The sequence below is a fragment of the Roseixanthobacter psychrophilus genome (genome assembly GCF_043195195.1).
Lineage (GTDB): Bacteria > Pseudomonadota > Alphaproteobacteria > Rhizobiales > Xanthobacteraceae > NCEH01.
In genome coordinates this window covers 275,224-294,829 of record NZ_JBAFWT010000003.1, presented here as the reverse complement: position 1 = coordinate 294,829, position 19,606 = coordinate 275,224, and the positions used below count along the sequence as shown (strand labels likewise).

General features: G+C 64.3%; 21 protein-coding genes and 1 tRNA gene. 6 read left to right on the top strand and 16 right to left on the bottom strand.

Going from position 1 to position 19,606, the window contains the following annotated elements; all coding sequences use genetic code 11:
* Positions 1-106: 106 nt before the first annotated feature.
* Both V5F77_RS05585 and V5F77_RS05580 read right to left on the bottom strand, forming a co-directional pair.
* Positions 107-697 carry a protein-S-isoprenylcysteine O-methyltransferase gene (locus V5F77_RS05585; RefSeq protein WP_429004339.1) on the bottom strand — a complete coding sequence of 197 codons (591 nt, stop codon included), beginning with the start codon at positions 695-697 and terminating at the stop codon, positions 107-109.
* Positions 694-2,040, bottom strand: a complete 1,347-nt coding sequence (locus V5F77_RS05580) for a hypothetical protein (protein ID WP_429004338.1) — start codon at positions 2,038-2,040, stop codon at positions 694-696. Before V5F77_RS05580 ends, V5F77_RS05585 begins: the two co-directional genes overlap by 4 nt.
* Positions 2,041-2,167: 127 nt before the next feature.
* Here V5F77_RS05580 and V5F77_RS05575 point away from each other — a divergent pair, with 127 nt between their 5' ends.
* Entirely contained in the window at positions 2,168-3,061 is an 894-nt protein-coding gene (locus V5F77_RS05575; RefSeq protein ID WP_429004337.1) for a glycosyltransferase family 2 protein, read from the top strand.
* 208 nt (positions 3,062-3,269) lie between these two features.
* Positions 3,270-5,189, top strand: coding sequence for a 1-deoxy-D-xylulose-5-phosphate synthase (gene dxs / locus V5F77_RS05570; RefSeq protein ID WP_429004336.1), 1,920 nt, complete (start codon positions 3,270-3,272; stop codon positions 5,187-5,189).
* Between the two features lie 63 nt (positions 5,190-5,252).
* On the opposite strand, the gene V5F77_RS05565 is transcribed toward dxs, so the two are convergent.
* Entirely contained in the window at positions 5,253-5,717 is a 465-nt protein-coding gene (locus V5F77_RS05565) for a hypothetical protein (protein WP_429004335.1), read from the bottom strand.
* A 103-nt stretch (positions 5,718-5,820) separates the two neighbouring features.
* On the bottom strand, positions 5,821-6,354 hold the full coding sequence (locus V5F77_RS05560) for a hypothetical protein (protein WP_429004334.1): 534 nt from the start codon (positions 6,352-6,354) through the stop codon (positions 5,821-5,823).
* 152 nt (positions 6,355-6,506) lie between these two features.
* On the opposite strand from V5F77_RS05560, the gene V5F77_RS05555 reads away from it, so the two are divergent.
* Together V5F77_RS05555 and V5F77_RS05550 are read left to right on the top strand one after the other, a co-directional pair.
* Positions 6,507-7,235, top strand: coding sequence for a TlyA family RNA methyltransferase (locus V5F77_RS05555; protein WP_429004333.1), 729 nt, complete (start codon positions 6,507-6,509; stop codon positions 7,233-7,235).
* Positions 7,232-8,455 (top strand): class I SAM-dependent RNA methyltransferase, encoded by a 1,224-nt coding sequence (locus V5F77_RS05550; protein WP_429004332.1) that lies wholly within the window; start codon positions 7,232-7,234, stop codon positions 8,453-8,455. The genes V5F77_RS05555 and V5F77_RS05550 overlap by 4 nt, the downstream gene beginning before the upstream one ends.
* Before the next feature lie 14 nt (positions 8,456-8,469).
* Here V5F77_RS05550 and V5F77_RS05545 read toward each other — a convergent pair whose 3' ends face one another.
* The 3 genes from V5F77_RS05545 to aroC form a co-directional block, all read right to left on the bottom strand.
* On the bottom strand, positions 8,470-9,297 hold the full coding sequence (locus V5F77_RS05545) for a DUF1194 domain-containing protein (RefSeq protein ID WP_429004331.1): 828 nt from the start codon (positions 9,295-9,297) through the stop codon (positions 8,470-8,472).
* A gap of 125 nt (positions 9,298-9,422) precedes the next feature.
* Positions 9,423-10,733, bottom strand: coding sequence for a 3,4-dihydroxy-2-butanone-4-phosphate synthase (ribB, locus tag V5F77_RS05540; protein ID WP_429004330.1), 1,311 nt, complete (start codon positions 10,731-10,733; stop codon positions 9,423-9,425).
* A gap of 66 nt (positions 10,734-10,799) precedes the next feature.
* A complete protein-coding gene (aroC, locus tag V5F77_RS05535) occupies positions 10,800-11,915 on the bottom strand; it encodes a chorismate synthase (RefSeq protein WP_429004329.1) in 1,116 nt (371 codons plus the stop codon).
* A 190-nt stretch (positions 11,916-12,105) separates the two neighbouring features.
* Here aroC and V5F77_RS05530 point away from each other — a divergent pair, with 190 nt between their 5' ends.
* Positions 12,106-13,425, top strand: a complete 1,320-nt coding sequence (locus tag V5F77_RS05530) for a hemolysin family protein (RefSeq protein WP_429004328.1) — start codon at positions 12,106-12,108, stop codon at positions 13,423-13,425.
* A 41-nt stretch (positions 13,426-13,466) separates the two neighbouring features.
* Here the strand turns inward: V5F77_RS05530 and V5F77_RS05525 are convergent, their stop codons facing one another.
* From V5F77_RS05525 to fabI, 4 genes are all read right to left on the bottom strand, one after another.
* Entirely contained in the window at positions 13,467-14,051 is a 585-nt protein-coding gene (locus V5F77_RS05525) for a histidine phosphatase family protein (protein ID WP_429004327.1), read from the bottom strand.
* 4 nt (positions 14,052-14,055) lie between these two features.
* Positions 14,056-14,397, bottom strand: coding sequence for a hypothetical protein (locus V5F77_RS05520; RefSeq protein WP_429004326.1), 342 nt, complete (start codon positions 14,395-14,397; stop codon positions 14,056-14,058).
* Between the two features lie 167 nt (positions 14,398-14,564).
* Positions 14,565-15,119: a hypothetical protein gene (locus tag V5F77_RS05515; RefSeq protein ID WP_429004325.1), complete on the bottom strand. Its 555-nt coding sequence runs from the start codon at positions 15,117-15,119 to the stop codon at positions 14,565-14,567.
* A gap of 10 nt (positions 15,120-15,129) precedes the next feature.
* Entirely contained in the window at positions 15,130-15,957 is an 828-nt protein-coding gene (gene fabI, locus V5F77_RS05510; RefSeq protein ID WP_394070901.1) for an enoyl-ACP reductase FabI, read from the bottom strand.
* 134 nt (positions 15,958-16,091) lie between these two features.
* Between fabI and V5F77_RS05505 the strand changes: the two genes are divergently transcribed.
* A tRNA-Pro gene (locus tag V5F77_RS05505) sits at positions 16,092-16,168 on the top strand.
* A gap of 61 nt (positions 16,169-16,229) precedes the next feature.
* On the opposite strand, the gene V5F77_RS05500 is transcribed toward V5F77_RS05505, so the two are convergent.
* From V5F77_RS05500 to V5F77_RS05480, 5 genes are all read right to left on the bottom strand, one after another.
* Positions 16,230-17,435, bottom strand: a complete 1,206-nt coding sequence (locus V5F77_RS05500) for a site-specific integrase (RefSeq protein ID WP_429004324.1) — start codon at positions 17,433-17,435, stop codon at positions 16,230-16,232.
* 469 nt (positions 17,436-17,904) lie between these two features.
* Positions 17,905-18,057 carry a hypothetical protein gene (locus V5F77_RS05495; protein WP_429004323.1) on the bottom strand — a complete coding sequence of 51 codons (153 nt, stop codon included), beginning with the start codon at positions 18,055-18,057 and terminating at the stop codon, positions 17,905-17,907.
* Between the two features lie 564 nt (positions 18,058-18,621).
* Positions 18,622-18,762: a hypothetical protein gene (locus V5F77_RS05490; RefSeq protein WP_429004322.1), complete on the bottom strand. Its 141-nt coding sequence runs from the start codon at positions 18,760-18,762 to the stop codon at positions 18,622-18,624.
* A gap of 1 nt (position 18,763) precedes the next feature.
* On the bottom strand, positions 18,764-19,117 hold the full coding sequence (locus V5F77_RS05485) for a hypothetical protein (RefSeq protein ID WP_429004321.1): 354 nt from the start codon (positions 19,115-19,117) through the stop codon (positions 18,764-18,766).
* A gap of 3 nt (positions 19,118-19,120) precedes the next feature.
* Complete coding sequence (locus V5F77_RS05480) at positions 19,121-19,423, bottom strand: hypothetical protein (RefSeq protein ID WP_429004320.1); 303 nt, start codon at positions 19,421-19,423, stop codon at positions 19,121-19,123.
* Between the last annotated feature and the right edge of the window lie 183 nt (positions 19,424-19,606).

Genomic DNA, 19,606 nt, shown 5'->3' with positions numbered 1-19,606 from the left:
GGGCTGATCTGTCCCAGGACGGGACGGAGCGCGGCGATGAAGGCGAACGCTTGGGGAACACAGCGTGTCCGAATCGCCCGCAGCATCCTGTGCGGGTTTGTTCTTTTCAGTACAGGCCGGGGATGATGCGTCGTGTCCGGGCGCAATAGGCATCGTACTGGGCGCCAAAGGTCTCGCGCATCATGGCTTCCTCCTGCCCGACGCGGAAGAGGAACAGGATGCCGAATCCGACGAGGCCAGAGAAACCGGCCAGCAGGTTTGGCAGCAGAAGCGCCTGCGCCAAGGCCCAGAGGAAAAAGGCGGAATACATGGGGTGGCGTACACGCGCATAGACGCCTGACGTCACCAATTGATGCGCGTCCTTGATTTCCAGCGTCACTGACCAATTGCGGCCGAGATCGCGATGGGTGCGCCAGAACAGCCACAGCGAGGAACCGAACACCGCAATGCCTGCAAGCATTTGCAGTGGGGAAAGGGGATAGCCGAGGGCACGGGGAAACCCGGTCGCAACATAGATCGCCGGAATGATGCCCAGTCCCAGGGTGGAGATGGAGAGCAGCACCATTTCCCGCGTCGTGCGGTGGCGCCGGTCGGCTACCCTTGCCTTCCTTGCCTTGCGCTCAAACGGGATGCGGATGACGTACCAAGCGACGACGCCGAGCGCCCATGCCAGTTTCGCGATGGCGAGCGTGCTCATGGGCGTTTCCTGCTCCTGCTTTTGGGATTGGGCCGGGCGGTGGGCCGCGGTTTCGGGCGCGGGCGGGCGTGGGAGGAGGCGAGGGCAACCGGCGTACCGCCAACCGCCGTCGACTGCCGGCGGGCAAGGGAAACGAGCCCGCCGTCATCGCCGAAGATCGCCATGGGGCCTTCCATCTGGCGCACCATTTCGTCGAACGTCACCGGCGCGCAGATGAAAGCGTAAAAATCGTATGGCGCCTTGCGGTCGTTGGCGAGGAAGAACTGGCAGTGCAGGCGCATCACGTCGAGGCGGAAGCGGGCATAGGTCTTCGGCGTCAGCAGGCCGCGAATGGTGATCTGCCGCACGAACGGGCGCTGGCGTCCGTTCGCATTTCCCGCATGTCCGAGCGTGACCGGGTTCACCTTATAGAAGCTCACGATATCGTCGCGGGCCTGGAATTCCGCCCAGCCCACAGCCGGGTGGGCGTGGACGGTGTGGGCCGCTTTGCGCAGCCGGATGCCTGCGGGGTGGAGGGCGAATTTCGCTGTCGTGGAGCCGAGGGTCAGCAGGCGGATAGGGGTCTGCATGCCGAACCGGGGGTCGTGCTCCAATATTTCCGCCATGAGGCTCACCACGTGCATGGCGCCGAGGCTGTGTCCGGCAATCACGATTTCGTCCACGCCGCCCCGGCGCGCCACTTCACGCACGCGTTCCGCGAACGCGGTAATCCGCGCATCAATGGCCGGATGCCGCGCACGGGCGAAATCCACCGAGAACTCAGCGAGATCCAGTGATTGCTTCAAGCGTAGGCGCTTGCCCAGGGTCGCCATGAGGCCGGAAAAGACGCCGCCGGCCACCAGCGCCCCCAGGATCAAGGCGGGCAGAAGTCCGACCAGGGCTGTGCCGAAATGAGCCGTTGCATAGCCAGCGGCGAGCGCAGCGGCGGTGATGGCCAGCAGAACCACATAGGTCAGGACGAAGAAGATGCCGTAGCGGTGGCTGAGGCGGAAATAGCGCACCACCGTGCCACTTGCGATCATGTCGGCGAGGGCACGGGCCGTGCCCTTGACGTGAGACCAGCGGCTGCGCTGCATGTCGGTGCGCACAAGATCGTCCCAGGCCAGCAATTCGAAGCAGGTCTGCGTGGACCAGCCGGGGCCGGCCGCACGCGCGTTCCAGACGGCCCCCGTGGCGGTCGCCTCCAACGCCGTGTCGCAGGAGGTCTCCACGCTCCAGACCTTGGCGAATCGTCCAAGCTCACGGGTGAAGACCTTGTGATGGCCTTCCGTGCTCATGGGATCGAAGCCCGCCACGAAGAAAAAGTGGCGACGGAGCGTCTTGTCTGGTTCGCGCTGGGCCATGGTCGATGGCGTTCTATCGGAGCGCGGTCCGCGATGAAAGGGGCTGGGCCGAACGCAACGGGGACTGCGCGTTGTGAGGCGGCGGCCTGGAATGCTACCTACGTCCAGGAAGCGTGGCGAGGGAGCGATGATGCAGACGAACATTTCGCCGCCGGGTGCGCCGCCTGTCAGCGTGGTGCTGGTGTCCTACAACAGCGGCGCGGTGATTTCCCGCGCCGTCGCCTCGGTGCCTGGCGGGTGCGAGGTCATCATCGTCGACAATGCCAGCCCCGAGGGCTGCGGCTTCATGGACGAGCTGACGCGCCCGGCACGGCTGATTGCGCAGCCCCGCAATACGGGCTTCGGCTCCGCCTGTAACGCCGGGGCGCGCGCGGCGCAGGGGGAATATGTGTTCTTTCTCAATCCGGATGCCGCGCTGGCCTCCGGCGCGCTCGATCGGCTGGTCGCGGCGGAACGCGCCTATGGTCCGGCCATCGTGATGCCGTCGATCCTCAGTGAAAACGGTCGTCCCATGCGCAAGGAGGGCTCGATCCTGGAGCCGGTGCCGCGCGGTGCAAGGTTGAAGGCAGAGGAGATTGCCGGGGATTATTGCACCCGGTTCGTCCACGGCGCCGCCTTCCTGATGAAGCGCGACCTCTTCCTGGATCTCGGCGGGTTCGACGAGCAGATTTTCCTCTATCATGAAGATGACGACCTTGCCCTGCGGGCGCTGGCTCGCGACCTGCCCATTGTCGTCGTGCCAATGGCCGTCGTCTCCCATGCCGGCGGCAAGTCGAGCGCGCCCTCTTGGCGCTCTACCTTCGCCATCAATCGCTACAAAAAGCGCTCGGAAGTCTATGTGCGCCGTAAATACGGACAGCCAGCGGGTTTCGCCGGGGACGCGCTAAGGCTCGTTGGCGGGTGCCTTCTTGCCCTTCTCACCCTCGATATGCACCGCTTCATGATCCGCGCGGGAAAGCTCGCGGGCCTGCTGGATGGCCCGGGCGCGCCCACCGGTCCGGTTCCGCCGGGGGCGGCATAATAAAGGTCCGCCAAGGAGGATGAGCCGGACGAGAGTCTGCTTGGTGCTCCCTGGCGGTGTGCGTTGCACATGCCCATCTGTATGTGTAAGGCTTTTTCGTCCCGACGCGACCGGGGCGATCCCCGGCTCAGCCGCACGGGTCAATGACAGGACCGGCGGCGCCGGCAGATTGATAAGGCCGGCAACGCCGGCATGTGCGGAGTGTTCCGTGACCGTTTCCAAGACCCCGCTTCTCGATACGGTGCACAGTCCTGCCGACGTGCGGCGGCTGCCCGACGAAAAGCTGCCCCAGTTGGCCAACGAACTGCGGATTGAGACCATCGACGCGGTTTCCGTCACCGGTGGACATTTGGGCGCGGGCTTGGGGGTGGTCGAACTGTCGGTCGCCCTCCATCATGTTTTCGATACGCCGCACGACCGCTTGATCTGGGACGTGGGTCATCAGTGCTACCCCCACAAGATCCTCACCGAACGGCGGGACCGTATTCGCACGCTGCGCCAGGGCGGTGGCCTTTCCGGCTTCACCCAGCGTGCGGAGAGCGTGTACGACCCGTTCGGGGCGGCGCATTCTTCTACCTCCATTTCAGCCGGTCTCGGCATGGCGGTAGCGCGCGACCTCTCCGGCGAGGAGCGCAACATCGTGTGCGTCATCGGCGATGGCGCCATGTCCGCGGGCATGGCCTATGAGGCCATGAACAATGCCGGCGCCATGGACAGCCGGCTGATCGTCATCCTCAACGACAACGATATGTCGATCGCCCCGCCCACGGGCGCCATGTCGGCCTATCTCGCCCGGCTCATTTCCGGCCGCACCTATCTTTCGCTGCGCGAGATCGGCAAGCAGCTCGCCGGCCACATGCCGAAATTCGTCGAGCGCGGCGCCCAGCGGGCGGAGGAATTCGCGCGCGGCTTCTGGACCGGCGGCACGCTGTTCGAGGAGATGGGCTTCTATTACGTGGGCCCCATCGACGGCCATAATTTCGAGCATTTGCTTCCGGTGCTGCGCAATGTGCGCGACGCCAAGACCGGGCCGATCCTGGTTCATGTGGTGACCCAGAAAGGCAAGGGCTACGCCCCCGCCGAGGCCTCTGCCGACAAATACCATGGAGTCGTCAAGTTCGACGTGGTCACCGGCACGCAGGTGAAGGCCAAGTCGAATGCGCCGAGCTACACTCGCGTGTTCGCCGAGAGCTTGATCGACGAGGCGCGGCGCGACGACAAGGTGGTGGCCATCACCGCCGCCATGCCGACGGGAACGGGCCTCGACTTGTTCGGGCAGGCGTTTCCCAATCGCACCTTCGATGTCGCCATCGCCGAGCAGCACGCAGTGACATTTGCGGCAGGGCTGGCTGCGGAAGGCTACAAGCCGTTCTGCGCGCTCTATTCCACTTTCCTCCAGCGGGCTTATGATCAGGTCGTGCATGACGTAGCCCTGCAGGGCCTGCCAGTGCGCTTCGCGATCGATCGCGCTGGCCTCGTGGGCGCCGACGGGGCGACCCATGCCGGCGCTTATGATCTCGCCTTCCTCGGCTGCCTGCCGGGCTTTACCATTATGGCACCGTCGGATGAGGCGGAACTGACGCACATGATCGCAACCGCGGTCGCCCATGACGTCGGGCCGAGCGCCATACGCTTCCCGCGTGGCGAGGGCGTCGGCGTGGAGCGGCCGGAGCACGGCGACGTGCTGCCCATCGGCCGTGGACGCATGGTGCGCGAGGGAACGGATGTCGCCCTTCTCGCGCTCGGCACGCGCCTCGCAGCCTGCATTACGGCGGCCGAGCAGTTGGCCGAACTCGGGATTTCCGCCAGTGTGGCCGATGCGCGGTTTGCCAAGCCGATCGATACCGACCTGGTCGCAAGGCTTGCCCGCGAGCATGAGGCGCTGATTACGGTCGAAGAAGGCTCCATCGGCGGCTTCGGCAGCCAGGTCATGCAGTTCTTGAGCGATTCCGGCGCTCTGGACCGGGGGCTGAAGCTGCGGGCCATGGTCCTGCCCGACATCTATATCGACCAGGATACGCCTGCCCGGCAGATCGCCCAGGCTGGCCTTGATGCCGATGGCATCGTCGCGAAAGTGCTGTCGGTGCTTCAGCGCGGCGACCGGCTCGGCCGTTTCCGCACGGCCTGATCTCTTTGATGTTGGCCGGCGCCCCAGGCGCCGGTCTTCCTTACAGTCGAGGCTGCGCCTTGCTCAGTTGGCCTTACAGGCGGCCTCGAACGCGCCGAAGGCTTCCGGCGCGCCGGTGAGAACCACCTGCTGCTTGACGCCCTTGGTCTCGATGCCCAGCATCTTGCCGGTGCCGAGCAGGGCCTTCACATCGCCCATCTTGGCGCCGGCTTCCACATCCACGGCGCCGTTTTCCTCATTGGCCACGGCCTTCCCGGCAAGTTCCTTCTTCACCTTGCCGGCGGTCAGGATGATGCGGGCGCTATCGTCCGCTTTCAGCCCCTTGGAGCCGATGTAGGAACTGACCAGCACCATCTCTTTCCCCTTATCGCAGGTGAAACTGATGATGGATTCGTCCGTCTCCGGCACACCGAACGTCAGGGTCGCACCGGTATCGCTGTTGCTGCTGGCCCATTGCATCTTCACCTGGGCCGACGCGGGCATCGCGGAGGCGGCGAGAAGCGCGAGCGCGAGGACCTGACGATACATGCTGAATTCCTCACAAAAATGGCGCGGGATCATACCCGGCCCCGCGAAAAGGGAAAGCCGGTGCCCCGACCCGCATGCCAACGTAGTGAATGTCGGTCGCATATTACCGCGATGCAAGGCAGGCGCGCTCGAAATCCTGCAGCCGAGCTCGGGCTCCGGCCAGCGGAAGGATCTGGGTCTGGCCGGCCAACTTGATGGTGAGCGTATCGCCGTCCCGGAAGATATCAAATACACGCGGTTCCAGGCTCACTGCCGCTTCAACCACCAGCAGGCCGTCGCTCGAACCGAGGAAGGCGCTTGCCGCCAGTTCGAGCCGCCGCTTTCCGTTGGACAAGGCGAGGGCAACGCCATCGCCGGAATTGATCTTGGTGGAATTCACCTCAAGAGCAATCTGCAGCAATTGGGCCGAGGGCTGGCACGTGGCGGCGAATGACGGATCGGCCGCGCGCGGCTGCGAGAAGCGCAGCGCATAGGTGCCATCGCCGCGCACCATGCTCCAAACCCGCGTTTCAGCGGGAGTCTGCGCCTTGGATGATTTTGGTTTATTTGTCGCGTGGACATTGGCCTTGGCGGCACGGGCCTCGATGGTCGCTGAGGCCAGAACGAGGCCGCACAAGGCGATCAGGGCGATACGCATACATTCTCCCATCAGGCCGCCGGCGGCGGGCTCCTCAAAGCCCACCTGCTGCTGTCGGTTGCCGTTTGCCTCTCCCCCACTCATCGCATATCACGACGGCCCGGCAGCGCGCGATCAGATTTGCACGGCCGATGTAGCTGGGATGGCGGTTCATGGCGCGGCAGCGCATCGACAAGGTCCTGGTTGCGCGCGGGCTGTTCGACAGCCGGGCGCGGGCGCAGGCTGCCATCCTGGCGGGGCAGGTGCGCGTCGATGGCAAGGTGGTGGCAAAGCCTTCGGACGAAGTGGCGGGGGACGCCACAATCGAAGCGCGGGACCTTCATCCCTTCGTGTCGCGCGGCGGGCTGAAGCTTGAGGCGGCGCTTGAGGCGTTCGGCATCGATCCCGCAGGTCGCATCGCGCTCGATGTGGGCGCGTCCACCGGTGGCTTCACCGACGTCCTGCTGCGGCGTGGAGCAAGACGCGTCTATGCGGTGGACGTTGGCCACGACCAGTTTCACGAGCGTCTGCGCGGTCATCCGGACGTGGTGCTGATGGAAGGCACCGACGCGCGCACATTGGGGCGGCATCTGGTGCCAGATGCCGTAGACCTCGTGGTCATCGACGTCAGCTTCATCTCGCTCGCCCTGGTGCTGCCGGCCGTTCTCGCCCTGGCCGCGCCAGGGGCGCAGCTTGCGGCGCTGATCAAACCCCAGTTCGAGGCGGGCCCAGCGCATGTGCGCAAGGGCATCGTGCGCGATGCAGCGGTCCATGCCGCCGTCTGTGCCCGCATTCACGAAAAGGTGGAGGCCCTGGGCTGGCAGGTTCTTGGACTGGTCCCCTCGCCTATAACCGGCGGGGACGGCAATCACGAATTCCTGATCGGAGCGGCGAAGCCATGATGCAAGCCGTGATCGCCCGGATGGGCGCGCAGGGGGACGCCGTGGCCGAGACAGCGGAAGGTCCGTTGTTCGCCGCTTATGCTCTTCCGGGCGAGACCGTCGAGGGCGTGCGCGAGAAGGATCGGTTGAAGATCGAGCGAATCGTGTCCGCAAGCGCGGACCGGGTGGCACCGGTATGCCGGCATTTCGGCATCTGCGGCGGTTGCCTGCTGCAGCACTGGCGCAGCGAGCCCTATCGAGCGTGGAAGCGCGGGCTTGTGGTGGAGGCGCTGGCGCGGGAAGGCATCGCGGCGCCGGTGGTAGACCTCGTCGATGCCCACGGTGCCGGCCGGCGCCGAGCAATCTTCCATGCGCGCCAGTATGGTGCGCGAACCGTCGTGGGTTTCGCCGAGCGTAAATCCCACGCCATGGTGCAATTGGTGGAATGTCCGGTGCTGGCACCAGGCCTCCGCCGTGCGCTGGAAGCGGCACAGGCGGTGGCGGGCGCGCTTGCCCCGCTGAAGAAGCCGCTGGACCTGCACGTGACCGCCACGGAAACGGGGCTGGATCTGGATGTGCGCGGATCCGGGCCCCTGCCGCCCGACCTCATGATGGACCTTGGCGCATTGGCGGAGACATTCGATCTCGCCCGTCTCACGCGTCACGGCGAACTTGTGCTCCAGCGCGCCGCGCCCGCGCTGACCATGGGGCGGGCGCGGGTCGAACTGCCGCCCGCCTCTTTCCTTCAGGCGACGGCAAAGGGCGAGGAAACCCTTGCCACGCTTGCGCTTTCCGTCGTTGGGGGGGCGAAGCGGGTGGCGGATCTGTTCTGCGGGGTGGGTACCTTCGCATTGCGCCTTGCCCAGACGGCGCAGGTCAGCGCCTTTGAAAGCAATGCTCCAGCAGTGGCAGCGATGCTGCGGGCCGCCCAGTCGACGGCGGGGCTCAAGGGCGTCGAAGGGGAGGTGCGCGACCTGTTCCGCCGGCCCCTTTCGGCGCAGGAACTGGCGCGTTTCGACGCCGTGGTGATCGATCCGCCACGCCAGGGTGCGGAAGCACAGGCCCATGAGCTTGCCCGCTCGAAGGTGGAGCGGCTCGCCTACGTCTCCTGCAGCGCCGTCACTTTCGCCCGTGACGCGCGAATCCTCGGCGATGGCGGGTTCGTCCTGCACGCGGTGACGCCGGTGGACCAGTTCCGCTATTCGCCCCACGTCGAGCTGGTGGGTGTGTTCGGACGATAGCGGAGGCGGTCTCCTCAGTTATTCCAATGCTCCTGCCACAGGCGTTCGCCGATCATGCAGGAGACACGGGCAGGCTGAACGACGTGCGTGACGGCTGGCGGACCGGCGGGGACCTGCACGCCGGCCACTTCCAGCACCAGCTTGGTCTTGATGGCACGGGCAAACTCCGCCTGCTCGCGCACCGGAATGACGAACGCGCCAGGGCCACCGATCACACAATCCTCGTAGTAAAAATCGAGATCGGCGATATCGAGGACCGAATTGGTCGCCCGCTTCAGCAGCAACGGCAGGCCGTTGATGGTGATGCCGCGGCCGACCACCTGGTCGCGGGCCCTCTCCACGGGCATGCCCTGGTTGTTCACGCCGTCGCCGGAGACGTCGATGACCTTGCGCAGGGCACGAAAGCCGCTGCCCTGAAACAGGCCGGCCGAGAACAGGAGCCCGCCGGAAATCGAAGTTCGATAAACCCGCCGCAGCGGCGCGGCGCGAATGGCTTCGGAGACGGTCCGCGCGCTTTGCGGCCCATCGATCACCTGCCAGGGAAGAACCACCTTCTGCTCGTGCTCTCCCGCCCATTCCACATAGGTCACAGCGATGCGGCCGTTCGGTCCCAGCCGCAGGGCGTCGAGAAATTCCGCCGACACAAGGGCGTCCGCATACCCCTCGCGCTGGAGGGCCTGTTCTTCCGGATCCATCGAAAAGGAAACGTCGACCGCCAGCACCAGCTGGACGTCCACGGGCAGGTCGGCGGCTCCGGCTGGCGCCGCCATGAGCACCAAGAAGGCCAGCCGGGGCAACCAAAGCAAGAACCGGGCACCAAAGCACGCAATCTGCGGTGTCATGGCGCCTCCGGGAGGTGTCAGACGCGGCGAAACGATCGACGCATGCTGCCACCAACCGGCGTGCTGCAAAAGAGGTTAGCCGCCGTGTTTCCCGCCACGGCGGCTGTTCGTGCGAATTGAGGGGCTCAGCTTTCCAGGGGCTCAGTCTCGACGATTTCAATGCCGAAGCCGGCAAGTCCCACATAAGTGCGGGCTTTGGATGCGAGGAGGCGGATGGACACGATGCCGAGATCGCGCAGGATCTGGGCGCCGAGGCCCACTTCGCGCCAATGCCGGTCGCGCTCAAGCTCGCTCGGGGTCTTCTCACCGGGGCCCATGGCGGTGGGCGGAACGCCGGCCGTGCCGTCACGCAGATAGACCAGCACGCCCCGGCCCTCCGCCTTGATGCGTTCCAGCGCCTTCTGGATCACCTTGGCCCCCATGAAGGCATCGGCCACCGGGTCGGCGCGGTGCAGGCGCACCAGCACCTTCTCACCATCGCCGATGCGGCCGTAGACGAGCGCGAGATGGTTCACGGAATCGAACGGGGTGATGAAGGAGAAGCCCTGCAATTCGCCGACGCTGGTGGGCACCGGGAATTCGGCCGAGCGGGTGACGAGCTTCTCGCGCGCCTGGCGATAGGCGATGAGGTCGGCGACGGAGATGCGGTGGAGGCCGTGCTTTTCCGCGAACGCGGTCACCTGGGGGCCGCGCTGCATCGTGCCGTCGTCATTCACCAATTCGGCGATCACGCCGATGGGCGGCAGGCCGGCGAGGCGGCACAGGTCCACCGCCGCTTCCGTATGGCCCGAGCGCATGAGCACGCCGCCGTCCTTGGCGATCAGCGGGAAAACGTGGCCGGGCCGCACGAAATCGCCGGCGCCCATGTTGGGATTGGCAAGCGCGCGCACGGTGTTGGTGCGCTCCTCGGCCGAAATGCCAGTGGTGGTGCCGTGCCGCACGTCGATGGAAACCGTGAAGGCGGTGCCCATGGGGGCATCATTGTTCGCCACCATGGGTTCCAGGCGCAGGCGCTTAGCCTCCGAGGCGGGCACCGGCGTGCAGACGATGCCCGACGTATTGCGGATGACGAAGGCCATCTTCTCCGGCGTGGCGAGCGAAGCGGCGAGGATGAGATCGCCTTCATTCTCACGGTCGTCATCATCAGTGACCACGACCATTTCGCCACGGGCAATGGCTTCGATGGCAAGTTGAACGCGGGATTGAACGGAATCGGTCACGGGCAAACCTCGAATGCGGGGCGCGGGCAGGCCGAGAAAATCATTGGGTGTGACCGCATGGCCCGTGGCGGCCGCGATCCGCTCTGCGGTCTCGCGAGAAATCCACGCACGCGCGTCGTTGCACAGCGCCGTCACGCTAGCGGGGGAAAGCCCCACCTGCTTGGCAAAGGCGCTGCGCTTGGTCCCGGTGATTTCGAGCCATTCCGCGAGCTTCATAGGGGCAAGCTAGCAGTACCGAATTTCAGTGACAATGAAAATTTTAAAAATTCAGTGTGACTGAATTCAGGTTTTTGCAAACGGCCATTGCGGGCTTGATCCCACTTGGCCGCGATGGCGCAGCAAATGGTCGGCGAGCACGCACCACATCATCGCCTCCCCGACCGGCACGGCGCGAATGCCGACGCAGGGATCATGCCGCCCTTTGGTGATCAGGTCGGTCTCGGTGCCGAACTTGTCGACGGTGCGTCGGGGCGTCAGGATCGAGGAGGTCGGTTTCACCGCGAAGCGCCCCACGATGGGGGCTCCTGTGGAAATGCCGCCCAGGATCCCGCCGGCATGGTTCGAGAGGAAGGCGGGATACCCCTCATTGCCGAGCCGCATCTCGTCGGCGTTCTCTTCCCCCGTGAGCCGGGCGGCGTTGAAGCCTTCGCCGATCTCCACGCCTTTCACGGCGTTGATGCTCATGAAGGCCGCGGCGAGATCCGCATCGAGCTTGGCGTAGATGGGTGCGCCGAGACCGGCGGGCACGCCCTCTGCCACAACTTCCACTACTGCGCCGACGGAAGATCCGCGCTTGCGAATGGCATCGAGATAGTCCGTCCAGAGCGGCACTGTCTCGGCATCCGGGCAGAAGAAGGGATTTTCGTCCACCTGCGCCCAGTCCCAGCGGGTGCGGTCGATCTCGATCTCGCCGATTTGCACCAAGGCGGCGCGCACTTGCACGTGCGGCAGCACCTTGGCGGCGAGCGCGCCTGCGGCTACCCGTGTCGCGGTCTCACGCGCGGAGGACCGGCCGCCGCCGCGATGGTCGCGGATCCCGTATTTTATGTCGTAGGTGAAATCCGCATGACCGGGCCGATAGCTGCCCGCGATATCGGAATAATCCTTTGAGCGCTGGTCCACATTCTCAATCAGCATCGTCACAGGTGTGCCGGTCGTCACGAGTCCGCCTTCGGCATGGTCCAGCGTACCCGACAGGATGCGGACCTGATCCGGTTCGCGCCTTTGAGTCGTGAAGCGCGATTGGCCGGGCCGGCGCCGGTCCAGTGCCGCCTGAATCTCATCCAACGTGAAACGAAGGCCTGGCGGGCAGCCATCGACGACGCAGCCGATGGCGGTGCCGTGGCTCTCGCCGAATGTTGTGACCCGGAACATATGGCCGAACGTGTTGAAGGACATGGTCCGCCTGTCTCGATGCGCTGAGGCTGTCTAGGTCGGTCCGGGCAAAAGCACAATCTCCCCGCGCGTCTTCCTGCGGGTCGGTATGGCCGCGATAAAGCCGCGCATCCACGAAAATACCGCATCGGCTCGCCCACCGTGGCGCTGCTGTGCTATGGAGGGGCGGACGGAAGGGTCCAATTTTCCCGCCATGCCGATACTAGAAATCGTTATTGTCCTTTTTCTCGTTCTCCTGAACGCTGTTCTTGCTGCTGCGGAACTGTCCATCGTCTCGGCCCGCCCGGCACGATTGCAGCACAAGGCGGACCAAGGGCATAAAGGCGCCAAGGCCGCCCTCGCCTTGGGTGCGGAGCCGGGCCGCTTCCTTTCAACCGTCCAGATCGGCATTACCCTGATCGGCATTCTGGCCGGCGCCTTTTCCGGCGCGAGCCTTGGTGCCTATCTCGGTCTGGTTTTGGAGGACATGGGCCTTGTCACGCGCCTTGCAGAACCGATCGGCTATACGATCGCTGTTGCCGGCATCACCTATATCTCCCTCGTGGTGGGGGAATTGATCCCGAAACGGCTCGCGTTGCAGAACCCCGAGCGGCTTGCCTGCATCGTCGCACCGATGATGGTGGGTCTTGCCAAGGTCGGCGCACCGATTGTGTGGGTGCTCGATGTTTCCACCCGCGGCGTGCTGCGGCTGATGGGAAATTCCGGCGGGAAAGAAGGGGGCGTCACCGACGAGGAGATTCGCGCCATCATCAATGAGGCGGAAACGGCCGGCGTCATCGACCCCGCCGAGCGCCGCATGATTTCGGGTGTTATGCGGCTCGCCGATCGGCCGGTGACGGCGATCATGACTCCCCGCCCCGATGTCGAATGGGTGGATATTTCCGGTAGCGCCGATGAGGTGCGCGACATCATCCTCAACACGCCCCACAGCCGATTGCCTGCGTGCGACAAATCTCCCGAGGAAACCGTCGGAGTGATTCAGGCCAAGCGCCTTCTCGACGCCTATCTGAAGGGTGAGATGCCCGATCCGCGGACATTCGTTCAACCCGTCACCTTCCTGGTTGAAACGGTCGGCGCGCTGGAAGCCATGCGCACCCTGCGTGGCGCCGAGGTGCCGATGGGCATCGTCGTGGATGAATATGGCGATATGGTCGGCGTGGTCACAGGCTACGACCTGCTTGCGGCCATCACCGGCTCCATCTCCGACGACAACCAGCATGACGAGCCCCATGTTGTGGGGCGGCAGGATGGATCGTTCCTGATTTCAGGCGATGCGCCGGTCGATGAACTGCGTGAGGTGCTGCAGGTGAATTTTCCGGTGGACCGCGGCTTTCACACCGTTGCCGGCTTCGCCCTTTCGCAGATCAAGGAGTTGCCTGAAGTCGGGGCGGTTTTCGATGCACTCGGGTGGCGCTTCGAGATCGTGGACATGGACGGGCGCCGGATCGACAAGCTGCTGGTGTCGCGGCCGCCAGTGCTGCACCGGCAGAAGACGGCAGGCGCGGTCAGCTGATCGACGAGCGGCCGCCAAGATGCTGCCAAGACAACAATTCGTCAGTCGGCGACGCGAAATCCCCCGCCAGCCAGCACATAGACCGCACCCTGGCGCACCGGGAGCAGGGCCGCTTCTTCCTGGGGCATGCCGGCCCTCGCGTGAAGCAGGGCGCGGATGACGCCGCCGTGGGTCACGACCACGGCGTCCCGACCTTCTAGCCGGTCCAGGGCCGCGCTCGCGCGCACGCATAGCATCTCATAGCTCTCGCCATCCGGCGGTACAAAGGCCCAGGGCGCCAGTTCCCGCGCCCGCACCGCGAGATTGTCGCGGCGCTTCAGCTCCGGCCAGGTGCTGCCCTCCCAGCGGCCGAACGAGAGTTCTGCCAGATGCGGATCCAAATGATATCCTGAGGCGGGAAGGTCCAGCGCGCTGCGCAGGATGCGCATGGTTTCCACGGCACGCGAGAGCGGGCTCGAGACGAATGTCATCTCCACCACGTCTCCCGCCAATTGGTGCAGCACGCGCCCCACCTGGGCCGCCTGAGCGCGCCCTAGGCTGTTCAGCGGAATATCGTGCCGCCCCTGAAGGCGGCCGGCGACGTTCCAGTCTGTTTCGCCGTGTCGTACCAGGAACAGCCGTGTCATCGTCTCACCGCCCAGGCAGGGTCAGCGTGTGCGTGTACCACTGACCGATGGGCGGGTACGTAACGCGGATCTGTGCGCTGCCCGTGCCTGTGCCGGTGACGATGGTGCCGGGAATGCGCTGCCCCTGGCACACCATGTAGCCATAATCGGTCCCGGTAACGACAAACGTGCCCGGCCGGATGGACAGATGCACGCCGGGCGATGCGTTGATGACCTCGATCGCCGGCGGGCCGATATTGGTGCATCTCTGGTCGGTCGTGCCGGCTGCAAACAGAACCCCGTCGCTTCCGCCGCCGGTGTAGTAGTTGGTCACATAGGCATCGGGATCGTTTTCATGGCCGGCCAAGGCCGGCGTCTGCGCCGCTGCGACGGCGAGGAAAGCGGCCGTAGCGACTAGCGCTCTCGGCGGCTTTTTCCTTGGTGACAGTGCCCTTGGTGACATGACCCCCGTCGTCGCCCCCTTTTGTGCCCCCGGTCCCGGTACGCGCACGGCCTTCGGGGGCCGGGCGTGACTCAACGGGCGGGGAGATTGACTTGGTGATCGTACCACGCGCCGAGCGGCGGATATGTCACGCGCAGAACCACGGCGCCGCCGGAGCGGGGACCTTTGCCCGAAAGGCGTACCACATTACCCACCATGGGCTTGCCGTAGCACAGGGTGGAGCCGGCATCGGTCCCCGTCACGGCGAACGCACCCGGCGCAACCGAAAGCTTGGCACCCGCTGGCGCTCTGACCACCTGGATTTGCGGCCGACCGGCGGGCTGGCAGAGCAGGTCGGCGGTGCCGGCGGCGAATAGAATCCCTGGGCCCGAACCAATCACATAAGCCGGCGGGCTGCCCGCGGGCGCCCCCTCGGTGGGCGGATTGACATAATCGGGGAAAACAGCCCCTCCCGGCCCGAACAGGCGGTCGCGCAAGGGATAGGCGTTGAAATCGGGCGGCGCGCCACCCGAGCCCATGGGAACCAGGACCTGCATCTGGGTCTGCGCCTGGGCGGCGCCAGCAGCGGCGACCAGGGCCAAGCCCAGAATCAGTGCGCGGAAATTTGCCAGGGCGGAGCGAATCATCGGCGTCTCCTCAATCCCGCACGAGCGCTAGATCCGGCGCGTCGGGATGCTTCATGCCAACGATATGATAACCCGCGTCCACATGATGTATCTCACCGGTGACACCGCGCGAGAGATCGGAAATCAGATAGACGCCGGCATCGCCCACCTCGTCAGTCGTCACGGTGCGGCGGAGCGGCGAGTTTAGCTCGTTCCATTTGAGGATGTAGCGGAAATCCCCGATTCCCGAGGCCGCCAGAGTCTTGATCGGGCCGGCCGAAATTGCATTCACCCGAATGTTCTTCGGTCCGAGGTCTGCGGCCAGATAGCGCACGGAGGCTTCAAGCGCGGCCTTTGCGACACCCATCACGTTGTAGTGCGGCATCCACTTTTCGGCGCCGTAATAGGTGAGGGTGACCAGCGAGCCGCCATTGGTCATCAGCTTTTCCGCCCGCTGGGCAATGGCTGTGAACGAGTAGCAGGAGATGAACATGGTCTTGGCGAAATTGTCCGCCGTCGTGTCGACGTAGCGCCCGTCCAACTCGTCCTTGTTGGAAAAGGCGATGCAATGGACCAGGAAGTCGATGCTGCCGAACAGCTTCTGCGTTTCTGCGAAGACCGCGTCCAGCGTGGCGGGTTCGGTGACGTCGCAATGGCCGACCAGATGAGCGCCAAGTTCGGCGGCGAGAGGTTCGACTCGCTTCTTCAGCGCCTCGCCCTGATAGGTGAGGGCAATCTCGGCGCCGTGGGCACGCGCGGACTTGGCAATGCCATATGCGATCGACCGATTGTTGGCGACGCCGAGAATCAGCCCGCGCTTGCCTTTCATGAGACCGCTCGCGTTGCTGTCGCTCGACATTCCACCACTCCTCACTCGCTGTCCTGTAACAGGCGGCCTCGTATGGCACGCGGGCGATGGGGGTTCAAGCGAAGGCGAAACGAGAACGCGCTTGCTTCCCTCCCAAAGCGCGTGTTAGAGGCAGCGCCCTGGTTCGGAGTGTAGCGCAGTCCGGTAGCGCACCACGTTCGGGACGTGGGGGTCGCAGGTTCAAATCCTGCCACTCCGACCAGGGAAATCAAAGGCCGGTGAGTTTCTGTCCCTCGGACTGGGACAGATACAGGGACAGAAACCTAAAGCGAGATCACCTTGCGCTCCGGCTTGGCCGCAGGCGCCTTGCCCGTCGCGGCCGCAGCGGCGCCGGCCTGATGGTCCGGGTGGTGATGGCCATATGTGCTCTGCAATTGCTCAACCGTCATCCCGAGATAGCCGGCCGCCTCCCAAAGGTCCGCACCGTTGAGCATCATCCATGTCGCGCAGGTGTGCCGGAGGATGTGCGGCGTGACGCTCTGATCAAGCCCCGCGTCTGCGGCCACGGCCGCGAAGGCTTTGCGAATCGTCCCGATCTGCCGCCCGTTGAATTCCACCACAGCCTGCTTGGTTGGGCTGATCTCGTGCCAACGGCGGATATGGGCGAGGAGCCGGCCAGGTAGGCGGATGGACGGTCTGCGCTTGTTGGTGAGCTTTTCCCCATCCCCGCGCCGGTAGAAGACGCCGCGCTCAAGGTCGATCCAGGCGCGGCCCTCTCCCGGTTTAAAGCCGGCTGCGCATATCGCCCCGGCGCGCGTGCCGGTGTACAATCCGATCAACACAAAGCGAGCGACGTGCCAGCGGCTCTTGCGGTCCGTCGCGCTGCCCTTTTGGGTTTCACGGTAGCGAATAGCTGCCCATAGCAGCCTTGCCGCCTCGGATCGCGTGAGCCACCTCTCGCGCGGCGGTGATTTGTCCGGCAACACCACCTCGATCACCTCGGAGCACAGCCCCTCTTTGCGATGGTGGTTGATAGCGGACCGCAGGTCTTCCAGCTCGCGCCTCGCTCCCGCAGGCGTGACAAACCGCGCTGGTTTCCCCGTTGCTTCCGGCCTGGCGGCTTTGATCGTCTGCTTCGTGCGCCACTCGACATAATCTCGGCAGGCGCGGCCGTTGACATCGGATAGGGTCTTCCTACCCCAAAACTCAGACAGCTTGATGACGCGCTGCCTTACCTCTTTCGGTCGCGCCTGGTGTGGCGCCACGTCGATCTGGTAAATGTTCAGGACGTCAGCTATGGAGATTTCAGTGGGATGACGGCCCCGGTCCCGAGGGACTTGGTATTTCGTGGTGATGTACGCTGCGAGCTTTCGTTCAGCATCTTCACGCTCGCGTGGAGCGCATCCAGTGCTAACTTTCGCTCCTCCATCCCTAATGACCCAGACGGATTGCTTCCTGACGATGCCCGTGCGTGGGTCTGTCTCGGCGGGCTGGAGCCACAGGCGGGCTCCTTTGGCTGGACGCGGCATTGCCCCATCATCTCCTCTATCGCTTTAAGCGTCGTGTAATCTTTGTTCGCGACCCGCATCACCGCAAGCCGCCCTTTGAGGGATTCCCGCCGCAGGCTAGACGCGGTAATTGAGCCGTCCGGAAAGGCGAGTGATGCCGCCACGCACAGCCGCAGGGGAGTCGTGTCCGTGATGCTCTCGCGTGTGGGAATGGGGTATGCCATCACCACACGTCCTCTGAATATAGTTCGATCGCCTGCCTTCTCGGGTCACGAAGTTGCCCGCAACTTTGAGCGATACCAAACGCCTCATATCTTTCGACGAAACGACCCAGGCTTGTGGCGAACCCAGTCCGGCAGGGCTCTGCGTCCTGCCCCTGGAACGCGGCAAGAGCAAATAGGTTGTGATGACGGTTCGGGGCTGGAAGGCTCCACAGCCGTCCATCGTCTGTGAGCAGGGAAACGCCTGTGATGCGCTCAATAGGCATGCCTCAACCCTCCGCCGTGCCGTATTTTGGAACAATCAGCCAATCACCAGGAACGCGGTCTTCAACAATTTTCCATTTCCTATTTCCGATAAATGATGCTGGAAGATTGACCGGGCACAAGCAAACGCGTTGGCTGCGCTCCATGAATGCACCCATGCTCTCTCCGTCTTCGAGGTAGCCTTCGTGCAAAACGATAAATTCTGACGAGACGTACCTCGTAATACCGGAGATTGACGAGAACTCGTCGTTTGTGGAAGCGCAATACATACTCGTGCACATGCCTCAGCCCTCCGCCGGAATGAGGTCGGCATAGGTGGCGTCTCTCCACCATTGCTCGGTTTTTCCTACCTTGCCAGTGAGGTGGTGCACCCTGGTGCCTTCCATCTCGATCTGGAGAACCATACGGCCCGTCCATTTCTGACGACGATGCCAGCGCCGCCCCGTAGGAGCGACAGATGTCATCGGCCATAGCAAATCGTGGTACGATTCAGGCATTGCCTCAGCCCTCCTCACCAGATCGGCGCGCATCAGCGTCCGCGTCCACCGCATCCCAAAACCCAACCTGATCTGGCGCATGCACAGGGCAGCCTGACGTGTAGACGAATAGCCCAGCCCGCCCATGCCAGCCCTGCCCATGATGGTTGTCGATCACCGGGCACGTGCACCCCATAGCCTGGGCAAGATCGGAGCCGGGGTTCGGCGGACGGATGTCTTGGCCGGTCATTGCTTCTGTCCTTCCTTGAGAGATGCGAGCGCGGCCTCTATCTCCTCGACGAATGCCGGCCCTGGTCCGAGCTTCCCACCGTGGCGTGAATGCCATGCGGCCCATGCCGCGGCGATCATCTTGGGAGTGACGCGCATCTCACTCTCCTCCCTTAGAAATAGGGGACACCAGATCGTCATAGGAAAAAGCGCGATCGTCTGGCCACCACCGGAATCCCTGAGAGTGCGACTGAAAGACCATAGGCGGCTTGACCGCGGCAGCTTTTAGGTTCGGCCGCGGCGGCGGCGCCGGTGGGAAAGCCGGGTCGATAAGGGCAACCCAAGTGCCGCACGCCTGGCAGAAATGCGGGGTGTTGGCGATGTCCATAAGAATTTCAGTCGGGGCATCGTCACAGGTGAAGTTTTGCATGTAGCATTCGCCCTGCTTGCTCTGGAATTCGACTGATTTCCCGCAGTTTTGGCACGGAACATAGACGCTATCGAAAAGGCCCATATCTCACTCTCCTCCCTGCTTGAGAGCAGCGCATGCGCCAAGCGAGCGGCGGATTTCCTCCTTCGCGGCCTCAGAACCAGCAGACAGACCCTTGCGGTATCCGCTCTCCCACATCTCCGCCATGACCGTTTGGAGCCCGTCTGCCCAGGCGGTCGCGAGAATCTGAGTGCCAGACTGCGTGACCATCTCGTAGACGATCATGTGCCCGTCATTGGCGCTAAGAACTGGGGTTTCGTCGGGGTGGCGGAAGCGGTAGAGCTTCCCTTCACGCCGCTCGTCGAGCTTCGGCGTGCTATTGCGGCCCATACTCACTCCTCCCCTTTGTGAGGGGCGGTTTCCCACCGATCCGCGCGTTTCTCGGCTTCTACCTCGGAAAGGGCTGTGAAGCGGTCCAGCCCGTAGCTGGAGGCATTGCCGATAGAATAAGCCACTCCGATCCCAAACGGGCCAACGTGAAAGCCACGCTGGCCGCCCCAGACGTCTTCTTCA

Excerpts from the sequence above, each read along its gene's own strand:
- V5F77_RS05585 (WP_429004339.1), bottom strand. The coding sequence starts at position 697 with ATGAGCACGCTCGCCATCGCGAAACTGGCATGGGCGCTCGGCGTCGTC.
- V5F77_RS05580 (WP_429004338.1), bottom strand. The coding sequence starts at position 2,040 with ATGGCCCAGCGCGAACCAGACAAGACGCTCCGTCGCCACTTTTTCTTC.
- V5F77_RS05575 (WP_429004337.1), top strand. The coding sequence starts at position 2,168 with ATGATGCAGACGAACATTTCGCCGCCGGGTGCGCCGCCTGTCAGCGTG.
- V5F77_RS05565 (WP_429004335.1), bottom strand. The coding sequence starts at position 5,717 with ATGTATCGTCAGGTCCTCGCGCTCGCGCTTCTCGCCGCCTCCGCGATG.
- V5F77_RS05560 (WP_429004334.1), bottom strand. The coding sequence starts at position 6,354 with ATGCGTATCGCCCTGATCGCCTTGTGCGGCCTCGTTCTGGCCTCAGCG.
- V5F77_RS05555 (WP_429004333.1), top strand. The coding sequence starts at position 6,507 with ATGGCGCGGCAGCGCATCGACAAGGTCCTGGTTGCGCGCGGGCTGTTC.
- V5F77_RS05550 (WP_429004332.1), top strand. The coding sequence starts at position 7,232 with ATGATGCAAGCCGTGATCGCCCGGATGGGCGCGCAGGGGGACGCCGTG.
- V5F77_RS05545 (WP_429004331.1), bottom strand. The coding sequence starts at position 9,297 with ATGACACCGCAGATTGCGTGCTTTGGTGCCCGGTTCTTGCTTTGGTTG.
- ribB (WP_429004330.1), bottom strand. The coding sequence starts at position 10,733 with ATGAAGCTCGCGGAATGGCTCGAAATCACCGGGACCAAGCGCAGCGCC.
- aroC (WP_429004329.1), bottom strand. The coding sequence starts at position 11,915 with ATGTCCTTCAACACGTTCGGCCATATGTTCCGGGTCACAACATTCGGC.
- V5F77_RS05530 (WP_429004328.1), top strand. The coding sequence starts at position 12,106 with ATGCCGATACTAGAAATCGTTATTGTCCTTTTTCTCGTTCTCCTGAAC.
- V5F77_RS05525 (WP_429004327.1), bottom strand. The coding sequence starts at position 14,051 with ATGACACGGCTGTTCCTGGTACGACACGGCGAAACAGACTGGAACGTC.
- V5F77_RS05515 (WP_429004325.1), bottom strand. The coding sequence starts at position 15,119 with ATGATTCGCTCCGCCCTGGCAAATTTCCGCGCACTGATTCTGGGCTTG.
- fabI (WP_394070901.1), bottom strand. The coding sequence starts at position 15,957 with ATGTCGAGCGACAGCAACGCGAGCGGTCTCATGAAAGGCAAGCGCGGG.
- V5F77_RS05500 (WP_429004324.1), bottom strand. The coding sequence starts at position 17,435 with ATGCCGCGTCCAGCCAAAGGAGCCCGCCTGTGGCTCCAGCCCGCCGAG.
- V5F77_RS05495 (WP_429004323.1), bottom strand. The coding sequence starts at position 18,057 with ATGGGTGCATTCATGGAGCGCAGCCAACGCGTTTGCTTGTGCCCGGTC.
- V5F77_RS05490 (WP_429004322.1), bottom strand. The coding sequence starts at position 18,762 with ATGCGCGTCACTCCCAAGATGATCGCCGCGGCATGGGCCGCATGGCAT.
- V5F77_RS05485 (WP_429004321.1), bottom strand. The coding sequence starts at position 19,117 with ATGGGCCTTTTCGATAGCGTCTATGTTCCGTGCCAAAACTGCGGGAAA.
- V5F77_RS05480 (WP_429004320.1), bottom strand. The coding sequence starts at position 19,423 with ATGGGCCGCAATAGCACGCCGAAGCTCGACGAGCGGCGTGAAGGGAAG.